This window comes from Aeromonas sp. R4-2, assembly GCF_040908295.1.
GTDB classification, from domain to species: Bacteria; Pseudomonadota; Gammaproteobacteria; order Enterobacterales; family Aeromonadaceae; genus Aeromonas; species Aeromonas veronii.
Genome location: NZ_JBFODL010000006.1, coordinates 1 through 18,858, shown reverse-complemented (window position 1 = coordinate 18,858; position 18,858 = coordinate 1). Strand labels below are relative to the sequence as shown.

Genomic DNA, 18,858 nt, shown 5'->3' with positions numbered 1-18,858 from the left:
GGCCCCATTCATTAAACCGGCGGATGAGCGCCCCGCCGGACAGGTAGATTCATGAGACTGTTTTTGCTGTTGTTGTCGTTGTTTGCCACGACCGTAAATTCTGATGAAAAGCCGCGCCTGCCCTATTACGACTGGGGTCGCTGCCCGTTTGAGGGTTGTACCTATCAGTCGTGGACCACCAAGCAAGAGGTGATCGTCAGAGCCGAACCATCCCTGACGGCCAAAGCGCTGTTCCGTCTACCCCGCGGCCAGCAGGTGGAAGGACTGACCGGGGTTGTCATTACCGAACTACCGGGGATCGTCGAAATACTCAGATCGGTCAAGCTGGGCTACAACGAGGAGGGAAAAGGGCCGCTGTTGAATATGAAGGCAGGGGAAACGCTTTATATCCTCGGCGGACTGGGCGAAGGCAATAGCCTGTTCTGGTACAAGGGCAAAACCTACATCCTCGATTATGACTATGCGCGCAAAGAGATCAGATACGGCCGGTCACCGCAAAACCAGTGGTGGGTAAAAATTCGGGACAAGCAAGGGCGTGAGGGTTGGGTTGCCGAAGCCAAAAACTTCGCCCATATGGACCGTTTAGAATAGTGACAGCCAGCCCCCGAGATCGGGGAGCTGGCCGTGGATGACTCACTGCTTGGGTTGCAGCTTCATCTCTTGCAGATACTCCAGCACCTGGGTTTTGTAGTCCGCCTGATAGGAGAACTTGGTGCTGTCGCACGCCGCGATCAGGTTCACAGCGGTGCAGAACAGAGTTGCCGCCAGCAGCCCCTTGCCAACCCACTGCGGATGACGACGGCTCCAGCGCACCAGCAAAAGCAGGATCGGGAACAGGGCGTAGGGGAAGATCAGCATCAGGTGCCAGTAGTTGAAGATGATGGGCGAGAGCGCCGCACTCACCAGCACCGCCAGCACCGCCGCCAGCGCATAGAGACCGAGCCAGCTTTCACCATCCACTGGCGCGCGGTCGCTGCGCAGCAGGCGCGGCTTGAGTTCACGCCACAGCTGCCAGTTGGCCTTTGCTGCCAGCAGCACGGTGGCCGAGCCCACTCCGTAGATCACCACCCGCCACAGCCAGATGGCCGCCATCTGCAGGTATTCGTGCCCAGCCAGCCAGATGAACTGGGTGTCGTTGACCAGCTTGCTGGCAAACAGCCAGGAGCCGTAGCGCAGCCAGTAGAGAACTGATTTCAGCACCGGATAGACATGCACCAGCCCCCAGCCGATATAGCGCTGGCGCGCCTCGGGATCGACGTTCTGGGTGATGTGGCTGTTGCTCATCACTTCCATGGCGTAAGGGATCAGGGAGGCACCAATCAGCAGGGTAGCCACCACCACCCCGCTCCAGCTCACCTTGAGAATGCGGCGCCAGAACAGATAGGTGGACATTACCGCCAGCAGCGGCCAGGAGTAGTGCAGCTGCATCGCCATGCCGATGGCCAGCAGGTGAACGATCATGTGCCAGAAGGAGGCCCGCTCGCGCATATGCCAGGCAGACCAGCAGTGCATGGCCGAGAAAAGGAACAGATAGGAGGGGTTGTAGAGCAGACTCTCGTACTGGAACCAGGGGTTGAGCCAGCAGAGCACCAGAAACAGCAGACGTACCCTGTCATCAAACACCTGACGGATCACTGCATCAAACAGCAGGAATCCGACCAACCGCATCGCCAGCAGCAACACCATGGGAGCATAGGGAGAATCCCACAGCAACAGCGGCCCGCCAATCAGCCAGGCCGACAAACTCCCCGGCACATTGCCCACCGCACTCGCCGCATTGCCATAGCTGAGCCAGACCCCCTCATAAGCCCCAAGGTAACCCTTGTAGAGCATCTGGGTCTGATCGCCGGTGAGGAGTTGGTGGCTAAAGAACAACCAAGATAACATCAGCCCAGACAAAATAACGGCCCCAAACATCATCTTGCTGTAGCGCTCACTAAACACAACCATCAAATTCATACCAACCAGAAAAATTTGACTGGAACTTTAACAGTTATTCACCAATGTTTCCCAACTGCAACTCACATTTTATCATCGACATCAAGCGTTAAGAATGAATGCAAAAAGTGTATCATTCCTTAACTCCTGAAGCGAAATAGCTCTTTTTGATATTCATATAGAAACCCCAACATACCCTTATGTTTTGATTTCAGGAATACTAATCCGTTTGAGCGTTTCCAACTATGTTGAAACCAGTGTGTTACATATCTATCTGGGTGTGGAGTATAATTTATTTTTTCGCCACTATAATCATAAAAATAATGTTTATCAAAAACCCCAACATTTTCCACAATAGATTCATTTTTAAGAATATAGGTCATAATATCAGGCCCCATATAGAGCTCTGAATTCATGATTTCATTCTCGTAGAAATGGATCAACCGTGCTAATGTAGAAGAATCCTGCTTGGCGTAAATTATTGCCGTACCAATTCTATCACCCTCTTCATAACCAACCCCAAAATTATAGCCATGGAAAATAGCAAACGGATTTTTATTTATTGTAACATCCGTATCCATATATAGACCACCCTCTTCAGCAAGAATTTTCAAGCGAAGATAATCAGTCACAAAAGCATAGAGACCCTTTTCATAGCATCGCCTGGAAAATTCACACCCAGCGATCCAATTTTTTATTTTAGGGTCACAATCTAACCATATCTTATATTTGTACCCCTGCTTACTCCAATCATCAATACATACATGAGCAAGTGGTGGCAAGCGGTCTCCCAACCATATTGCATGTATTTTATCACAACCTATTTCTACATTATTTTTTGTAGTTTTCATGTTACCCCTTCTGATTTTTATATTTTTTATTCCAAAAATACATTCTTACAAAGCGATAAAATCTATATATTTCTCGAGATGCCTTAAAAAGTAGTGGCACCTTAGCCAAGGCTACTTTGTTTTGAATTCCACTCTCCATATCACCGGGACTATATATTGCATATGGTAGCACACCGACTGACTGGACTTTGTGTCGATATGACTCACCAATAAAGTTATCTACTGAACATAGCCATCTGCTACTGCAATCAACCAGCTTTCTGGCTCCTTCAGGATTAATACTATATCCCGTCGTCCACCTAACATTGTTATGCCAGAGTATTGTTTGTATTCCATGCTCATATTCCAGTACCGTCGCGTCACCGATCTGCGGCTCCAGCTTCAAATACTCATATTTTTCATGTAGTTTAGGTAGGGCTTCGAATATATCACAGAAATATCTTGTCGGTAGAAAATCATCCTCAAGGACAATTATCGGCTCATTTAGCTCTATGCATTTCTCCCATAGTAAATAATGACTTGCATAGCAGCCTTTCTCACCAGGAGTCAGTGGACGACTTCTTAATAATTTTCGGTGCATATCATCCGGACACCCTTGTAATCTTTCGGGCAGTCCAGCAAAACCATTTATTGCATCAAAAAATTCAAACTCAACATCAAGTTCTGCCAAAACTCGCTTAACTCGCTCACGGCGAGACTCAGCATTTTTTAAGCTGACAATAAAAATTTTCATATATTATATTCGTCCAATTTATTTCGGCGAGATTGATATTCAAGAAAGTCACTATATAATGCAAATGAATACACTGTTCCCATAAAGGTATTGAAAACCCATTGACCTGAACGCATATACAAGAACGATTCAAAATTGTTAATTATTAGCCAATAGATCAAGAAACTAATGGCAATACCTTTTATTAAGGTAGGAGCATTACTCCTCACAGCCTTGTATACAGGATAACACATCAGTACATAGGTGAATACGAGCCCCATTGCACCATAAGAAACTGCAGTTTCAAAATTTGAATTATGCAGATGTCTAAATTCCGCCTTAATATAGTCAGGCAAAACAGTTGACTGAGTAATCACTAAAGAACGACTGCCATCACCGGTACCAAAAATAGGATGAGAATAAAACCAATTAATCGCCTCCAGCCATGTCTGTAGCCTGACACCAATACTTATATCTTTCACCTCCCGCCAGTTCCCTGATAACATGTTATGTAAATCACCTGGATGTGAAAAGCCAGCATAAATACGATTATGAACAAAATCAACATGATATATGAGAATTCCGATGACGAATAATATACCATATAGCATGATAATCTTTCTGAGTGAAACCCTGTCTCTAAAATAAGCATACAACAATGGTATCAAAAATATAGATATGAACACTGCCAGCCAAGATTGTCTTGACTGTAACATCATCAACAATGCCCCTAAAAGAACCAAAAACAAACATGATATTGAAACAACAATACTTTTGTTATTTATTTTTCGTGGCGCAATAGTATATATAAACCAAAGTGTAAAAATGAAAGCTGCGCCTATTATCAAGGAACCATGCTGCGCATTTCTATAGCCAAAGTCTACTCGACTACCGTGCATTCCAATTATAAATTGTTCAAAAAAATCAGAGTAATAAAACAACGTAAAAACACTACCAACAGAAAATGCAAGTAGTGTCACGATAGATCGCTTAAGTGACCCCTTGAGCCAAAAAGCCACGACAAGAAACACCATTAAATAAGAAAACGGTTTGAGATTAGGAGTAGGCTGTGCGAGTTCAGGTATAGTTCTAGTTGACATAAACCAGCTTGCGAACTGAATTACTCCTCCAATTACCAGCAACCAAAATACTACATTTCTGGAAAAAAAATCCCGATACACTGCTATTGCTACCAAACCACCAATAATCATAACGGTTTGAAAGAAATCGCCAACAACCTGAAATGAATCTTTAAACATCACGTAGCATATAATGGAGAGAAACATTAATGATGAGCAACGCTCACTCTCCAAGTATCGCTTTATAGAGTCTGTCATACCTATTAATTACCTTGAGTATGGCAGGAAGCTATCAGTTCACTTCCTGAACACATAATTCCCGCGAATTTTGCGCCACAATCCGAACACATCGGTTCGGGGGAAGATAGCAATCCGGCGGATCTGGAAAGGGTCCTGGTGCATCGCTTTGGGGCCGCTATTGGTAGCGACGGCAAAACGATACCCAGCGGCGATAGCCTGCTCCTTGGCACTCTCGTTCATATCTCCATAAGGGTAGGCGAACGAGAGCAGCGGATGGCCAAGCAGGGCCTCCAGTTGGCGTTTATTCTCCTGAATTTCATGGGCTTGTTGTTCGGGTGTGAGCTTGCTCAAGCGGGGGTGAGTCAGGGTATGACCACCAATTTCCACATGACCGCTGGCGGCCAGCGCCTTGACCTGCTCACCACTCATCAATGAGACCTTGGTGTCCGGATTGGTCGGATGCTCCACATCCCAACGGTTATAGCCTTCACCGGTGACCACGTACACCACGGCTTTGTAACCATATTTTTCCAGCAGTGGCAGCATGCGGGTCAGGTTGTCCTGATAGCCGTCATCGGCAGTGATCATCAGGTACTTCTTGCCGTATTGCAGACGGTGGATAAAGCCTTTGTCCGCCAAATCGCGGAAAGTCAGGGTTTCGTAGCCTAGCCACTTCATCAGTCGCAGATGCTTCTCGAACATGGTGATCGGCATCCAGGTGCCATGCACCCCTTTCTCGCTATCCTGTTCGATAAAGCGGTGGTACATGATGACGGGCATCTCGCGGCGCAGGGTTTCGACTACGGCATCCTGATAGATGGTTTCGAGGCCAGATACTACCCCCTGCAAGCCATACTCATCCTGAATGCGCTGCCGAATGACTTCCGGCACCGTCTTGCTGGCCAGGGCGGTCTCGATTTCTCCCTTCAGGGCAGCAAAATCGATAGCCAGATCCTTGGGGCCGATATCGCCAAAATTACTCGCCAGAGCATCATCCAGATTCTGTTCGGTCACCAGACCAATGGCCCTGGCTTCACCAATGGCAAAGGCGGGCCGACCACAGAGCAGTGCTTCCATCGCTACCCGACCGGCGCCGATCACCAGATCGCAACTCGCCAGCAGAGCGGGGATATCAGCGACATAGCCAACAAACTCGGCGCGTCCTTCGAAACGGGCAAAGCGCTCCGGCACCTTGGTACCGCTGACAATCTGCACTCGACAGGCATCCAGATCGAGCACTTCGTCGAGCAGACGGTAACAGAGCTCCCCCTTGGGGCCGCTCAGGCGCCCGATGATGGCAATCACCGGCTTTGGATTATCCGGCGCAGGCACAGGCTGGAATTTGTCGGTTTCGATACCGTTGCGCAGCACCTGCACGATCGCGGGATCCACCCCCAGATTGTCGACAATCTGATGGGCAATATCCTCACAAACGGCAACCGCCCTAAGCCCAAGGGCATGGAATGCCTTGCGCGAAGCGTGCACCGGCTGGCGACCATGAACCGTGGTAATCATTGGTGTGCCAGTCAGTTTGCAAGCGACATAGCTGCTCCAGCCGGAGGCGCGGGAGTGAGCATGCACCAACTGGATATGGTGCTTCTTGATGAGATAGATGAGGTAAAAGACGTGCCAGAAGCGGCGCAGAATGCTGCGCTTGTTGAATCTCAGCTTGAAGACGGGACCAAGCGTCGGCTTGGTCAGGGTATCTGACACATAAAAGACGTGGTGACCACGCCGGGTCAGTTCGTTACCGACCGTGGTGGCATAGACCTCAGCTCCCGTTACCTCGAGCTGGGAGAGTGCCATCAATATATTCATCGCGCGGTTACCCGGTAGAGAAGAGAGGAACGGCAAGCAGCCACAGAGACCAGAAACCGGAAGCAGGCGAGAGCCCACTTCCGGTTTTGCGCTCAAACTGCCGCGTTGTGCTCACCCGTTAGCGGTTGAGCCAGGCCATGTAATCCGCTACCCCTTCGGCAACGGTTTTGAACTCGGCGTCATAACCCACGCTGCGCAGCTTGGTCATGTCAGCCTGGGTGAAACTCTGGTAGCGACCCTTGAGGTGATCCGGGAAGGGAATGTATTCGATAGAACCCTTCTGATGATGCTTGATCACCGCTTCGGCCACGTTCTGGAACGGCTCGGCACGGCCGGTACCGCAGTTGAAGATGCCGGAATGCTGCGGGTTCTGCCAGAACCAGAGGTTTACCTTGCAGACGTCGTCGATATAGATGAAGTCACGCATCTGACCACCGTTCGGGAAGCCATCGCAACCTTCGAACAGCTTGGGATTCTCGCCCTTCTTCACCTGGGTATTGAGGTGGAAGGCAACGGAAGCCATGGAGCCCTTGTGCTGCTCGCGCGGGCCGTAGACGTTGAAGTACTTGAGGCCAACGACCTGAGAGTTGATCTCCGGCATCCAGCGGCGCACGTACTGGTCAAACAGCTGCTTGGAGTAGCCGTAGACGTTGAGCGGCTGTTCGAACTTGGGATCTTCGATGAAGTTGTCATTGCGGCCACCGTAGGTCGCGGCAGAAGAGGCGTAAATAAACGGGATTTCACGCTCGATGCAGTAGTGGAACAGATCCTTGGAGTACTCGTAGTTGACCTCCATGATGAACTTGCCGTTCCATTCGGTGGTAGCAGAGCAGGCGCCTTCGTGGAAGATCACCTCGATACCGTTGTCCCACTCTTCAAACTCGTCGCCGGAGACGATCCGAGCCTGAAACTCGTCTTTGTCCATGTAGTCAGCGATGGTCAGATCGACCAGGTTGACGAACTTGGTGCCGTCGGTCAGGTCATCAATGACCACGATATCGGTCCGTCCTTGAGCGTTCAGCTGCTTGACCAGATTGCTGCCGATAAAGCCAGCACCGCCAGTTACTACGATCATGGAGTTTGCCTCTCGTACGTTGATGGCTACATGTGACTGCTTGTTAAAGCTGTGTATAGTGAGCCAATTTGAAATTGCCGAAAAGTTTATCACGGGCCGTCCGGGGATTCGACCTTGTTCAAAACTGCCCCGAGCGGAACCTGTTGGAGGAATGAGTGATGAAAACCAGAGACAGGATCATTCACAGCGCGACCGAGCTGTTCAACGATCAGGGTGAACGCAACATTACCACCAACCATATTGCGGCGCACATGGGCATCAGCCCGGGCAACCTCTACTACCACTTCCGCAATAAAGAAGACATCATCCACTCCATCTTCGACCAGTATGCCCGTCACCTGAGCGAGAGCTTCGTGCCGACCCGCAACCGTGAAATCACCCTGCAGGATCTGATGGGCTATCTCGATGCCATCTTCTATCTGATGTGGCAGTTCCGCTTCTTCTACGCCAACCTGCCGGACATCCTGAGCCGTGACGAACCGCTGCAACAGAAGTACCTCAAGGCCCAGGAGCAGATGCGCTCTTCCGTGGTCGCGCTGCTCAGAAGCCTGCGCGAAGGCGGCATTATCGATGTCAGCGATGAAGACCTGCCGGATCTGGGCCAGACCATCAAGATGGTGGTGACCTGCTGGATCCCGTTCCAGATTGCCCAGGCCCCCAACACCCGCATCACCAAACCGCTGCTCTATCAGGGCGTATTAAAGGTGCTGTTCCTGCTGCGCCCCTATGTGCAACCCCAGGTGGCCGGACAGATCCAGCAACTGGAACAGCACTACCGTCAGCTGGCCCAACCAGCTGGGTGAGATCTGTTTCACATTTGTTGAATATCAGCACAATCATTTGAATTTACCGCAACAGATTGCAGTAAAATGTCGCCCTCTGTTGATACGCAGCTGAAATAGCCACTAAGGATCGAGGATGTCTAACGGATTCTATCGTCACCTGACCGAGCAACTGAACCAGGTGCAAGCTGAAGGGTTGTACAAGCAGGAGCGCATCATCACCTCCGCCCAACAGGCCAGCATCGCCGTCGGCGGTGAGCAGGTACTGAACTTTTGTGCCAACAACTATCTGGGATTGGCCAACCACCCGGATCTGATCGCCGCCGCCCATCAGGGACTCGACAGCCACGGCTTCGGCATGGCCTCGGTACGCTTCATCTGCGGCACCCAGGATCAGCACAAAGCGCTGGAGCAGAAGATGTCTGCCTTCCTCGGCACTGAAGACACCATCCTCTACTCCTCCTGCTTCGACGCCAATGGCGGCCTGTTCGAGACCCTGTTCGGCGCCGAAGATGCCATCATCTCCGATGCCCTCAACCACGCCTCCATCATCGACGGCGTGCGGCTGTGCAAGGCCAAGCGTTATCGCTACGCCAACAACGACATGGCCGAACTGGAAGCTCAGCTCAAGCAGGCTGATGCCGACGGCGCCCGCTTCAAGCTGATCGCCACCGACGGCGTCTTTTCCATGGATGGGGTCATCGCCGACCTCAAATCCATCTGCGATCTGGCAGACAAATACGATGCGCTGGTGATGGTGGATGACTCCCACGCCGTCGGCTTTATCGGCGAAAACGGTCGTGGCACCCACGAATATTGCGGCGTGATGGATCGGGTCGACATCATCACCGGCACTCTGGGCAAGGCGCTCGGCGGCGCATCCGGCGGCTATACCTCCGGCAAGAAAGAGGTGATCGACTGGCTGCGTCAGCGCTCCCGCCCGTACCTCTTCTCCAACTCGCTGGCTCCCTCCATCGTTGCCGCCACTATCAAGGTGATCGACATGCTGGCGGAAGGTCACGACCTGCGCGCCCGCCTGAAAGAGAACAGCCGTTACTTCCGCGAGCGGATGAGTGCCGCCGGCTTCACTCTGGCTGGTGCCGACCACGCCATCATTCCGGTGATGCTGGGGGATGCCAAACTCGCCTCCGAAATGGCGAGCCGCATGCTGGCAGCTGGCATCTATGTGGTGGGCTTCTCCTTCCCGGTCGTGCCCAAGGGTCAGGCCCGCATTCGCACCCAGATGTCTGCCGCTCACACCCGCGAGCAGCTGGACAAGGCGATCGACGCCTTTATCCGCATCGGCCGTGAACTCGGCGTTATCTGATTTGAATCAAGGGGCTGCAGCCCCTTTTTTCTGCATTCATATTGAAGGAACAGCCATGAAAGCACTCTCCAAACTGCACAAAGAGGTCGGCATCTGGATGACGGATGTCGCGGCCCCCGAGCTCGGCCACAACGACCTGCTGATCAAGATCCGCAAAACCGCCATCTGCGGCACCGATATCCATATCTACAACTGGGACGAGTGGTCCCAGAAGACCATTCCGGTACCCATGGTGGTCGGCCATGAATATGTTGGGGAAGTGGTCGCCATCGGTCAGGAGGTGCGCGGCTTCGCCATCGGCGATCGGGTCTCCGGTGAAGGGCATATCACCTGCGGTCACTGCCGTAACTGCCGCGCTGGCCGCACTCACCTCTGCCGCAACACCATTGGTGTTGGCGTCAACCGCCCGGGCGCCTTTGCCGAGTATCTGGTGATCCCTGCGTTCAACGCCTTCAAGCTGCCGGACAATATCCCGGACGAGCTGGCTGCCATCTTCGACCCGTTTGGCAATGCGGTGCACACCGCCCTCTCCTTCGATCTGGTGGGTGAAGATGTGCTCATCACTGGTGCGGGCCCCATCGGCATCATGGCAGCCGCCGTCTGCCGTCATGTGGGTGCGCGCCACGTGGTGATCACCGACGTCAACGAATACCGGCTGGAGCTGGCCCGCAAGATGGGCGCCACCCGCGCGGTCAACGTGGCCAAGGAGAAGCTGGCCGACGTGATGAGCGAGCTGGGCATGACCGAAGGCTTCGACGTGGGGCTGGAGATGTCCGGCGTCCCGAGCGCCTTCCAGGAGATGCTCGACAAGATGAACCACGGCGGCAAGATCGCCATGCTTGGCATCCCGCCCTCCACCATGGCCATCGACTGGAACAAGGTGATCTTCAAGGGGCTGTTTATCAAAGGGATCTATGGCCGCGAGATGTTCGAGACCTGGTACAAAATGGCCAGCCTGATCCAGTCCGGGCTGGATCTCTCCCCCATCATCACCCACAGATTCCACATCGACGAATTCCAGCAGGGGTTCGATGCGATGCGCTCCGGCCACTCCGGCAAGGTGATCCTGAGCTGGGATAAATAACCCATTTCACCCCTTGGGTACCCGAAACCTGGCGAATGCCGGGTTTCTTTTTATCTCCACCACCCGAATTGCCGTGATATCGCCCAAAACTTTGTACGCAGAGTGTTTAACACTTCACACACAAGCGTTTAAATGGCTGTAACTATTCGGTTATAATCCCGTCGTTTACATGGATAATAAAAGACTGCTGGGAGTATATGAGCGTGTTGAAAAAACTGAGCTATTTGCTGGCTGTCGGGATGACGGCCGCCAGCTTGTCTGGGGCAGTGCTTGCTGCCGATGAGATGTCACCGGAGGCCATTGCCGAGCGGATCAAACCAATCGGTCAGGTCTATACCGCCAAGGATCTGGAAGGTATTGCCGGCGCGAGTGCTGCTCCTGCTGCGACCGCCTCCTCCGGTCCCCGCGATGGCGAAACGGTATACAAGGGCGCCTGCTTTGCCTGTCACGACACTGGCGCCGCTGGAGCCCCCAAACGGGGTGACAAGGCCGCTTGGGATCCTCGCATCGCCCAGGGCATTGATACTCTCAAGAAACATGCCATTGAAGGCTTTACCGGCAAGTCCGGCATGATGCCTCCACGCGGCACCTGTGCGAACTGTAGTGATGAAGAGATTGAAAACGCCATCCACTACATGATCGACAAGCTGTAAGTATTTGAAAGGGCCGCAATTGCGGCCCTTTCAATCTATCGGCTTCCGACTACTCTTGTAAGGTAGACATATCGGGAGTTGCACATGTCGTCCCAATCCATCGAACCCCACTACTCAACTCCTCTGTTGGCGTTGGTCTCTGCCATTATGGACTTCCCGGCGCCACAAACCGCCACGTCTGACGATTACGATGCCCTGATCCAGCAGATTGACCAACTCTGCCCGCTGCAACATTTCGGCATGCTGGGCCTCTCCGATACCGGTCTAAACTGGCTTTACGCCTACAAGGTCAGCGACATCTTCAAGCAACAGCTGGGCCGTGAGCAGTCCCGCATCACCGATCAACTCACCCAGCTGGATGAAGCCGAAGGGTGGTGCGTCTTCCCCATCGAGCATGGCCAGATACAGTGGTTGCTGGCGCGTGGCACACCAGCCGACCTGCCGACACTGCGTCTGCTGCTGGAGTGTCTGGCCAAACGGCTGACTGAAACCCAGGCGGGCTCCCATCTCACCGAGCTCCCTTCGCCGCTGATTCGCAAAGACCCGAACTGGAAAAAGAAAATCGAGAGCATCAGCCGCATCATGCGGCTCGCCAATACCCTGCCAGCTCAGGCGCTCTTCTCCCAGCTGGAAGCGGTACTGCGCCAGATGCTCACCATCGAGGACATGCTGCTGGTCAGGTTAACCAGTCAGAAGCTGGAAAAGATCTACCCCGCCCATCCCCATCAGGGAGACGAGTTCATCAGTGGCTTATGCCACAGCACCAGCAATATCGAGGTGAGCAGGGAGTCACGCTACTGGCACAGCATGCCGCTGCGGCTGCAACAACAGTACTTCGCCCACTTCATCATCAGCACGGCTCAACCGCTGGAGACCGACGACAAGCTGTTTCTAGACTTCCTGCGTGGCCAGCTCACCCTGCTGCTGGAGCTGAGACGGATCCGCCAGCAGCTCAACGACATCAATACCGAAGACTCCATCAACCAGCGGCTGCAACAGCTGCGTCAGACCAACCTCAGGCTGCAAAAGCAGCTCAAGCAGCATCAGGAGCTGGAACGGCGGCTGCAATTCGATGCGCTTCACGACCCGCTGACCCAGCTGCCCAACCGCGCACTGTTGATGAACCACCTCAACCACGCCATGACCCACTACAACCGCTACAAGTCACCGGGATTCGCGGTGATTTTTATCGATGTGGATCATTTCAAGCAGATCAATGACACCCTGGGCCACAGTGCTGGCGATCAGCTGCTCAAGGAGGTGAGCCGCCGCCTGCAGACCTGCATCCGGCAAAACGATCTGGTGGCCAGACTGGGGGGCGACGAGTTTGTCATCTATCTGGACAGCAGCAAGAGCGACGATGACATCAGCCCGGTGCTCAACCGCATTATCAGCCGTCTCTCCTACCCGTTCCGGCTACTCGGCAACGAGCTGAGCATTACCGTCAGCCTTGGGGTATCGAGCGTCTCCGAGCAAACCTCAGATATCAGCCAGCTGCTCCATCAGGCCGATCTGGCCATGTATCAGGCCAAGCGCAATGGTCGCAGTCGCATCGTCAGCTACTCGGATGATTGCATCAACCAGAACTGGAATTCGCCGGAAGAGATGCTGGCCAGAGCCCTGCGGGAGGGGCGTATCGTCCCCTATTTCCAGCCGGTGATCCGGCTGCAGGATAGCCGCCTGACCGGACTGGAGGTGATGGCGCGCTGGCTGACCGAGGAGGGGATTCTGAAGGATGCGTTCGACTTTATTCCGCTGGCAGAGCAGTGCGGTCTGATACTGGAGCTGGATTACCAGATCCTGCGTCACACCTGTCAGCAACTGAAGAACTGGCTGCCAATCTCCGGGCAGGGCAAGTTCAAGGTCGCCATCAATCTGTCGGGCAAGCATCTGGTCAACCATGACCACATCATGCGGCTGATGGGAATTATCGAAGAGGAGGGGGTCGCCCCCGGCTATCTGATTTTTGAATTCAACGAGCGGGAGCTGTCGCGGCAAGATTCCGATACGCTGGCATCCCTGCATGACCTGAGGGCCAAGGGTATCCAGATCAGCCTCGATGATTTCGGCACCGGCTTCTCCTCCCTCAACGCCCTGTTCCACTTCCCGGTGGATTACATCAAGGTGGATGACAGCTTTACCCAGCGGATGCTGCAATCACCCAAAGATTTGGCGCTGATCCGCGCCATGCGGGATATCTGTCAGGATCTCGATTACACCCTGGTGGTCGAGGGGATCGAGAACCAGCAGCAGTTGCAGAAGCTGATTGATATCGGCTGCCGGATGGGGCAAGGGCGCTATATCTCACCGCCCATGCCGGGAGCAGACATAGTACCGCTACTGACCCCGGCCAATCCTTAGGGTTAATCCTTCTTGAACAACGCCCGCAGGTTGGCAACACCGACCTGCCCCTTCTGCTGGCGCTCCTCGGCAGTCACCTTCTTCTGGTTTTCCCATTCAAGGTCATCCTGCGGCAGCTCCAGCAGGAAGCGGCTCGGCTCCGGACGTACCGACTCGCCAAACTGACGCCGCTCCTTGCAGAGGGTGAAGGTCAGTTCGGTCTGAGCCCGGGTGATCCCCACGTAGGCGAGACGCCGCTCCTCCTCCACATTGTCCTCGTCGATGCTGGTCTGGTGGGGGAGCAAGCCCTCCTCCATCCCCACCATGTAGACATAGGGGAACTCCAACCCCTTGGAGGCATGCAGCGTCATCAACTGCACCTGATCGGCATCATCCTCCCCTTCGTTGCGTTCCATCATGTCGCGCAGGGTGAGGCGAGTGACCACCTGAGCCAGCGTCATCGACTCCTCCAACTCATCCCCTTCCAGCATCTCGGTGATCCAGCGATAGAGGGTGGAGACGTTCTGCATCCGCATCTCGGCCGCTTTCGGGCTGGGGGAGGTCTCGTAGAGCCACTCTTCGTAGTGGATCTCCTTGATCATGTCCCGCACCGCCTCCACCGGATTGCCGCGCAGCGCTTGATCGCCAAGGCGAACCAGCCAGTTGGTGAATGCCTGCAGGGCGACGAGGCCACGGCCGGAGAGATGCTGCTCCAGCCCCAGCTCGAAGCTGGCAGCAAACAGGCTCTTGCCGCGCTGATTGGCATACTGACCCAGTTTTTCGAGCGTGGTAGGGCCAATCTCGCGGCGCGGCAGGTTGACCACCCGCAGGAAGGCGGTGTCCTCGTCCGGGTTCACCAGCAACTTGAGGTAGGCCATGATGTCCTTGATCTCGGTGCGGGAGAAAAACGAGGTGCCGCCGGAGATACGATAGGGAATGCGGTTGGTCATCAGCGCCTTCTCGAAGATGCGCGACTGATGGTTGCCCCGGTAGAGGATGGCGTAATCCTTGAACCGGGTGCGATTCATGAACTTGTGGCCCATCATCTCGGCGGCGATCCGCTCCGCTTCGTGCTCCTCGTTCTTGGCGAACAGCACCTTGAGCTTCACCCCCTCATCCAGCTCGGAGAAGAGCGCCTTGTCATAGACGTGCGGGTTGTTGGCGATCAGGATGTTGGCGCACTTGAGGATACGCCGCTTGGAGCGGTAGTTCTGCTCCAGCTTGATAAGCCGCAGATTGGGAAAATCTTCGCTCAGCAACACCAGATTCTGCGGCTTGGCACCGCGCCAGGAGTAGATCGACTGGTCATCATCCCCCACCACGGTAAAACGGGCCCGCTCACCGACAATCTGCTTCACCAGCTCGTACTGGCTGGTGTTGGTATCCTGATACTCATCGACCAGCAGATAGCGGATCTTGTTCTGCCAGCGCTCGCGCACCTCCTGATTGCTCTTGAGCAGCAGGGTCGGCATCACGATAAGGTCGTCAAAATCCAGCGCGTTATAGGCCACCATCTGGCGGTGATAGCGCTCATAGAGCTGGGCCAACAACACTTCCTCCGGGCCGCGGGCGATGCGCATGGCACGAGCCGGCAGGATGAGGTCGTTCTTCCAGTTGGAGATCTGGCTGATGAGGGCCGAGAGCTTGTCCTTGTCGTTGTCGAGCTCCGCCTCGGTCAGCTCTTTCAGCAGCGCCAGCTGATCGGTGTCGTCGAACAGGGAGAAGTTCGCCTTGAGATTCAGGCTCTTGTGCTCCCGTCGGATGATCTCGAGCCCCAGAGTATGGAAGGTGGAGACCATCAGCCCCCGCGCTTCCTTGCGGCCCAAAGTCTGGCCGACCCGCTCCTTCATCTCCCGTGCCGCCTTGTTGGTAAAGGTAACTGCGGCGATGTTGCGCGCGTTGTAACCACACTGCTGCACCAGATAGGCAATCTTGTTGGTGATGACGCGGGTCTTGCCCGATCCGGCACCCGCCAGCACCAGGCAAGGGCCGGAAACATACTTGACCGCTTCGTTCTGATTGGGGTTGAGCTTCATGGGCCGGATCTCTTGGCTTATGATGAGGGGTGGCATTGTACCAGAAATCACCAGACGAGCCGTACCTGCTGCACGGCAGGCAACCGCCAATTGGGCTTATCGCGCCTTGTGTTCAGGCGCTATTTTCAGGATCATGGCCGACCTTTCGAGATGATGACTTTTTCCAGATGATGAGGGGAGCATGAATCAGCAACAGCACGACCAACTGCGCAGCCAGTTTCCGGCCTTGGCGCAGGAGGTAAACGGCCACCCTCTGGTCTATCTGGACAACGCCGCCACCACCCAGAAGCCGCACGCGGTACTGGATGCCATCGCTCACTACTATCGGGCCGACAATGCCAACGTGCACCGTGCCGCCCACGCCCTGAGTGGCCGCGCGACCCGCGCCTTCGAAGCTGCCCGCGAGACGGTCGCCCGCTTTATCAATGCGCCTCACTCTCGCGAGGTGATCTGGACCCGCGGCACCACGGAGGCGATCAATCTGGTGGCCCAGAGCTGGGGGATGAGCGAGCTCAAGGCGGGGGATGAAATCATCCTCAGCACGCTGGAACACCACGCCAATATCGTCCCGTGGCAACTGGTCGCCCAGCGCACCGGCGCGGTGATTCGGGTCATCCCGCTCGATGAGCGAGGCGATCTCGATCTGGATGCCTATCATGCCATGCTGGGGCCACGCACCCGGCTGGTGAGCGTGGCCCACGTCTCCAATGCCCTCGGCACCGTCAATCCAGTCAAAGAGATGGTGGCAGCGGCCAAGGCAGTCGGCGCTCTGACCCTGATCGACGGCGCTCAGGCGGTGGCTCATCTCGGCGTCGATGTGCAGGCCATCGGTTGCGACTTCTACGCCTTCTCCGGTCACAAGCTCTATGGCCCGACCGGAATCGGCGTGTTGTGGGGCCGCATCGAACTATTGGAACGGATGCCACCCTGGCAAGCCGGTGGCGAGATGATCGATCGGGTCAGTTTCAGCGGCACCACCTTCAATACCCTGCCCTTCAAGTTCGAGGCGGGTACCCCCCATATCGCTGGTGCTATCGGCCTCGCCGCCGCAATCGACTTTGTGATGGCGCAAGACCGGCAATGGCTCGCCAAGCATGAGCAGGTACTGACCGACTATCTGGTCGCTGGTCTGCAACAGGTGCCAGGGCTGCGTCTGGTCGGCGAACCCAATCAGCGCGCCGGAGCGGTCTCGTTCCTGCTGGAGGATATCCACCCGCAAGATGCCGCTACCCTGCTCGATATGCAGGGGATCGCCCTGCGAGTCGGCCATCACTGCGCTATGCCGCTGATGGAGTCGCTCGGGATCGGCGGCACGATGCGCGCCTCGCTGGCCTGCTACAACAATCGGGACGATGTCGACACCCTGCTGGCCGCCCTGCACAAACTCAGTGACTTCTTCTAAGGCAGACAACCGAATGAGTGACCTCGCAAGCTATACCCAGATTGGCCTTGAGCCCAACGCCGACACCATCCGCCAGCAGTTTGCCGCCGCTCACGGCTGGGAGAACCAGTACCGGCTCATCATCCAGCTCGGCAAGCAGTTACCGGTGCTACCCTGCGAATGGCAGCAGGAGGCATTCCGCCTCAAGGGTTGTGAAAGCCAGGCGTGGCTGAAGGGAGAGAAGAGCGAGGATGGCTGCTGGCATTTTGCCTGTGATTCCGATGCTCGCATCGTGCGGGGCCTTATCGTCATCGTGCTGGCGGCAATCAACCACCAATCGTCTGCGGCGATCCAGGCTTTTGATATGGAGGGCTATTTCAGCGAACTGGGGCTTGAGAAACACTTGAGCCCGTCACGGGGTAACGGGCTCAGAGCGATCGTGCTGGCGATCCGGGAGCAGGCAGTCTAACCCGCCTTGTTCAGCGGTCGATTACGCTTCGCTAATCGACCCGGCGTTTTCATTCCCGGCCTCTTTCTCGGCGCGGGCACCCCGCTCGGCAATTTTCTTCAATACCCGGGACGCAGCAACCAGCCCGAAAGTTGCCGTCACCGGCGTCACGGCGCCAAAGCCGGAGGCGCAATCCATCTTCATGGTGCCATCGCTGGCTGCCTTGGCCTGACAAGTGCCACCATTGCCATCCGGATAGCTCAGCTGCTCGGTTGAGAAGACACACTCCACCCCGAATTTGCGCGCCGGATTCTTGCTGAAGTTGTGCAATCGGCGCAGATCGGAGCGCACCTTGGCTGCCAACGGATCCTGAATAGTCTTGGCCAGATCGGCCACGGTAATTTGGGTCGGGTCCATCTGCCCGCCAGCACCGCCGGCCACGATCACCGGGATCTTGTTGCGCTTGCAGAAGGCAATCAGCGCCACCTTGGCCTTGACCGAGTCGATGGCGTCCACCACATAGTCAAACTCCCGCTTGATATGCTCGGCCAGGTTATCAGCGGTGACGAAATCGTCCACCTCGATCACTTCGCAATCAGGATTGATGGCGCGAATACGCTCGGCCATCACCTCGATTTTGAGGCGACCAACCGTACCCTGCATGGCGTGGATCTGGCGATTGGTGTTGGTGATGCAGATATCGTCCATGTCGATCAGGGTGACCTGGTTGATGCCGGCACGAGCCAGCGCCTCTGCCGCCCAGGAGCCCACGCCACCGATACCCACCACACAGACCTTGGCCTGGCTAAAGGAACGCAGTGCGCTCTGACCATAAAGACGGGCAATGCCCCCGAATCGCTGTAGATATTCTGCTTTCATACCACCACCTTGCTTGAGGGCGGCCATTATAGCGACAACCACCGCCAGCGGCGATGGCATAACCGGAGAAAATCGGGGAGGGAAAACAGAGAAAACGACGGAGAAGAGAGAATGAACGGTCAATTATCAGGCTATTTGCTGATTTTCAGACAATAAAAAACCCCGCTCGATGAGCGGGGTTCTTAAATTTGGTGCCTGGCAGTGTCCTACTCTCG

General features: G+C 54.9%; 16 protein-coding genes. 8 read left to right on the top strand and 8 right to left on the bottom strand.

Annotation, left to right across the window (positions count from 1 at the left end; genetic code table 11):
* Positions 1-51: 51 nt before the first annotated feature.
* Complete coding sequence (locus AB5Y99_RS02260; RefSeq protein WP_368208577.1) at positions 52-591, top strand: hypothetical protein; 540 nt, start codon at positions 52-54, stop codon at positions 589-591.
* A 42-nt stretch (positions 592-633) separates the two neighbouring features.
* On the opposite strand, the gene AB5Y99_RS02255 is transcribed toward AB5Y99_RS02260, so the two are convergent.
* The 6 genes from AB5Y99_RS02255 to rfaD all read right to left on the bottom strand — a co-directional run bounded on the left by AB5Y99_RS02255 (position 634) and on the right by rfaD (position 7,713).
* On the bottom strand, positions 634-1,833 hold the full coding sequence (locus AB5Y99_RS02255; protein ID WP_100647181.1) for a 3-deoxy-D-manno-octulosonic acid transferase: 1,200 nt from the start codon (positions 1,831-1,833) through the stop codon (positions 634-636).
* Positions 1,834-2,078: 245 nt separating this feature from the next.
* Positions 2,079-2,789, bottom strand: coding sequence for a glycosyltransferase family 32 protein (locus AB5Y99_RS02250; protein WP_216949937.1), 711 nt, complete (start codon positions 2,787-2,789; stop codon positions 2,079-2,081).
* Between the two features lies 1 nt (position 2,790).
* On the bottom strand, positions 2,791-3,522 hold the full coding sequence (locus tag AB5Y99_RS02245; RefSeq protein WP_216949936.1) for a glycosyltransferase family 25 protein: 732 nt from the start codon (positions 3,520-3,522) through the stop codon (positions 2,791-2,793).
* Positions 3,519-4,838 carry an O-antigen ligase family protein gene (locus AB5Y99_RS02240; RefSeq protein WP_368208575.1) on the bottom strand — a complete coding sequence of 440 codons (1,320 nt, stop codon included), beginning with the start codon at positions 4,836-4,838 and terminating at the stop codon, positions 3,519-3,521. The genes AB5Y99_RS02245 and AB5Y99_RS02240 overlap by 4 nt, the downstream gene beginning before the upstream one ends.
* A gap of 39 nt (positions 4,839-4,877) precedes the next feature.
* Positions 4,878-6,638 (bottom strand): polysaccharide deacetylase family protein, encoded by a 1,761-nt coding sequence (locus AB5Y99_RS02235; protein WP_368208573.1) that lies wholly within the window; start codon positions 6,636-6,638, stop codon positions 4,878-4,880.
* A 118-nt stretch (positions 6,639-6,756) separates the two neighbouring features.
* Complete coding sequence (rfaD, locus tag AB5Y99_RS02230; protein ID WP_040069912.1) at positions 6,757-7,713, bottom strand: ADP-glyceromanno-heptose 6-epimerase; 957 nt, start codon at positions 7,711-7,713, stop codon at positions 6,757-6,759.
* 158 nt (positions 7,714-7,871) lie between these two features.
* Here rfaD and AB5Y99_RS02225 point away from each other — a divergent pair, with 158 nt between their 5' ends.
* The 5 genes from AB5Y99_RS02225 to AB5Y99_RS02205 all read left to right on the top strand — a co-directional run bounded on the left by AB5Y99_RS02225 (position 7,872) and on the right by AB5Y99_RS02205 (position 13,920).
* Complete coding sequence (locus AB5Y99_RS02225) at positions 7,872-8,516, top strand: TetR/AcrR family transcriptional regulator (protein WP_005340848.1); 645 nt, start codon at positions 7,872-7,874, stop codon at positions 8,514-8,516.
* 115 nt (positions 8,517-8,631) lie between these two features.
* On the top strand, positions 8,632-9,822 hold the full coding sequence (locus AB5Y99_RS02220) for a glycine C-acetyltransferase (protein WP_005342487.1): 1,191 nt from the start codon (positions 8,632-8,634) through the stop codon (positions 9,820-9,822).
* A gap of 55 nt (positions 9,823-9,877) precedes the next feature.
* Positions 9,878-10,906, top strand: coding sequence for an L-threonine 3-dehydrogenase (gene tdh / locus AB5Y99_RS02215; protein WP_058059338.1), 1,029 nt, complete (start codon positions 9,878-9,880; stop codon positions 10,904-10,906).
* 197 nt (positions 10,907-11,103) lie between these two features.
* Positions 11,104-11,559 (top strand): cytochrome c5 family protein, encoded by a 456-nt coding sequence (locus tag AB5Y99_RS02210; RefSeq protein ID WP_058056430.1) that lies wholly within the window; start codon positions 11,104-11,106, stop codon positions 11,557-11,559.
* 84 nt (positions 11,560-11,643) lie between these two features.
* On the top strand, positions 11,644-13,920 hold the full coding sequence (locus AB5Y99_RS02205; protein ID WP_368208571.1) for a putative bifunctional diguanylate cyclase/phosphodiesterase: 2,277 nt from the start codon (positions 11,644-11,646) through the stop codon (positions 13,918-13,920).
* A gap of 2 nt (positions 13,921-13,922) precedes the next feature.
* Here AB5Y99_RS02205 and rep read toward each other — a convergent pair whose 3' ends face one another.
* Positions 13,923-15,935: a DNA helicase Rep gene (gene rep, locus AB5Y99_RS02200; protein ID WP_368208570.1), complete on the bottom strand. Its 2,013-nt coding sequence runs from the start codon at positions 15,933-15,935 to the stop codon at positions 13,923-13,925.
* A gap of 181 nt (positions 15,936-16,116) precedes the next feature.
* Between rep and AB5Y99_RS02195 the strand changes: the two genes are divergently transcribed.
* Together AB5Y99_RS02195 and AB5Y99_RS02190 are read left to right on the top strand one after the other, a co-directional pair.
* On the top strand, positions 16,117-17,337 hold the full coding sequence (locus tag AB5Y99_RS02195) for an aminotransferase class V-fold PLP-dependent enzyme (protein WP_368208568.1): 1,221 nt from the start codon (positions 16,117-16,119) through the stop codon (positions 17,335-17,337).
* A gap of 13 nt (positions 17,338-17,350) precedes the next feature.
* Positions 17,351-17,785: a SufE family protein gene (locus tag AB5Y99_RS02190; protein WP_368208566.1), complete on the top strand. Its 435-nt coding sequence runs from the start codon at positions 17,351-17,353 to the stop codon at positions 17,783-17,785.
* 21 nt (positions 17,786-17,806) lie between these two features.
* Here AB5Y99_RS02190 and tcdA read toward each other — a convergent pair whose 3' ends face one another.
* Complete coding sequence (gene tcdA, locus AB5Y99_RS02185) at positions 17,807-18,643, bottom strand: tRNA cyclic N6-threonylcarbamoyladenosine(37) synthase TcdA (protein ID WP_323893188.1); 837 nt, start codon at positions 18,641-18,643, stop codon at positions 17,807-17,809.
* Positions 18,644-18,858: the final 215 nt, after the last annotated feature.

Excerpts from the sequence above, each read along its gene's own strand:
- AB5Y99_RS02220 (WP_005342487.1), top strand. The coding sequence starts at position 8,632 with ATGTCTAACGGATTCTATCGTCACCTGACCGAGCAACTGAACCAGGTG.
- AB5Y99_RS02190 (WP_368208566.1), top strand. The coding sequence starts at position 17,351 with ATGAGTGACCTCGCAAGCTATACCCAGATTGGCCTTGAGCCCAACGCC.
- AB5Y99_RS02245 (WP_216949936.1), bottom strand. The coding sequence starts at position 3,522 with ATGAAAATTTTTATTGTCAGCTTAAAAAATGCTGAGTCTCGCCGTGAG.
- AB5Y99_RS02235 (WP_368208573.1), bottom strand. The coding sequence starts at position 6,638 with ATGAATATATTGATGGCACTCTCCCAGCTCGAGGTAACGGGAGCTGAG.
- AB5Y99_RS02255 (WP_100647181.1), bottom strand. The coding sequence starts at position 1,833 with ATGCTCTACAAGGGTTACCTTGGGGCTTATGAGGGGGTCTGGCTCAGC.
- AB5Y99_RS02225 (WP_005340848.1), top strand. The coding sequence starts at position 7,872 with ATGAAAACCAGAGACAGGATCATTCACAGCGCGACCGAGCTGTTCAAC.
- AB5Y99_RS02250 (WP_216949937.1), bottom strand. The coding sequence starts at position 2,789 with ATGAAAACTACAAAAAATAATGTAGAAATAGGTTGTGATAAAATACAT.
- rfaD (WP_040069912.1), bottom strand. The coding sequence starts at position 7,713 with ATGATCGTAGTAACTGGCGGTGCTGGCTTTATCGGCAGCAATCTGGTC.
- rep (WP_368208570.1), bottom strand. The coding sequence starts at position 15,935 with ATGAAGCTCAACCCCAATCAGAACGAAGCGGTCAAGTATGTTTCCGGC.
- AB5Y99_RS02195 (WP_368208568.1), top strand. The coding sequence starts at position 16,117 with ATGAATCAGCAACAGCACGACCAACTGCGCAGCCAGTTTCCGGCCTTG.
- AB5Y99_RS02210 (WP_058056430.1), top strand. The coding sequence starts at position 11,104 with ATGAGCGTGTTGAAAAAACTGAGCTATTTGCTGGCTGTCGGGATGACG.
- tcdA (WP_323893188.1), bottom strand. The coding sequence starts at position 18,643 with ATGAAAGCAGAATATCTACAGCGATTCGGGGGCATTGCCCGTCTTTAT.
- tdh (WP_058059338.1), top strand. The coding sequence starts at position 9,878 with ATGAAAGCACTCTCCAAACTGCACAAAGAGGTCGGCATCTGGATGACG.
- AB5Y99_RS02205 (WP_368208571.1), top strand. The coding sequence starts at position 11,644 with ATGTCGTCCCAATCCATCGAACCCCACTACTCAACTCCTCTGTTGGCG.
- AB5Y99_RS02240 (WP_368208575.1), bottom strand. The coding sequence starts at position 4,838 with ATGACAGACTCTATAAAGCGATACTTGGAGAGTGAGCGTTGCTCATCA.
- AB5Y99_RS02260 (WP_368208577.1), top strand. The coding sequence starts at position 52 with ATGAGACTGTTTTTGCTGTTGTTGTCGTTGTTTGCCACGACCGTAAAT.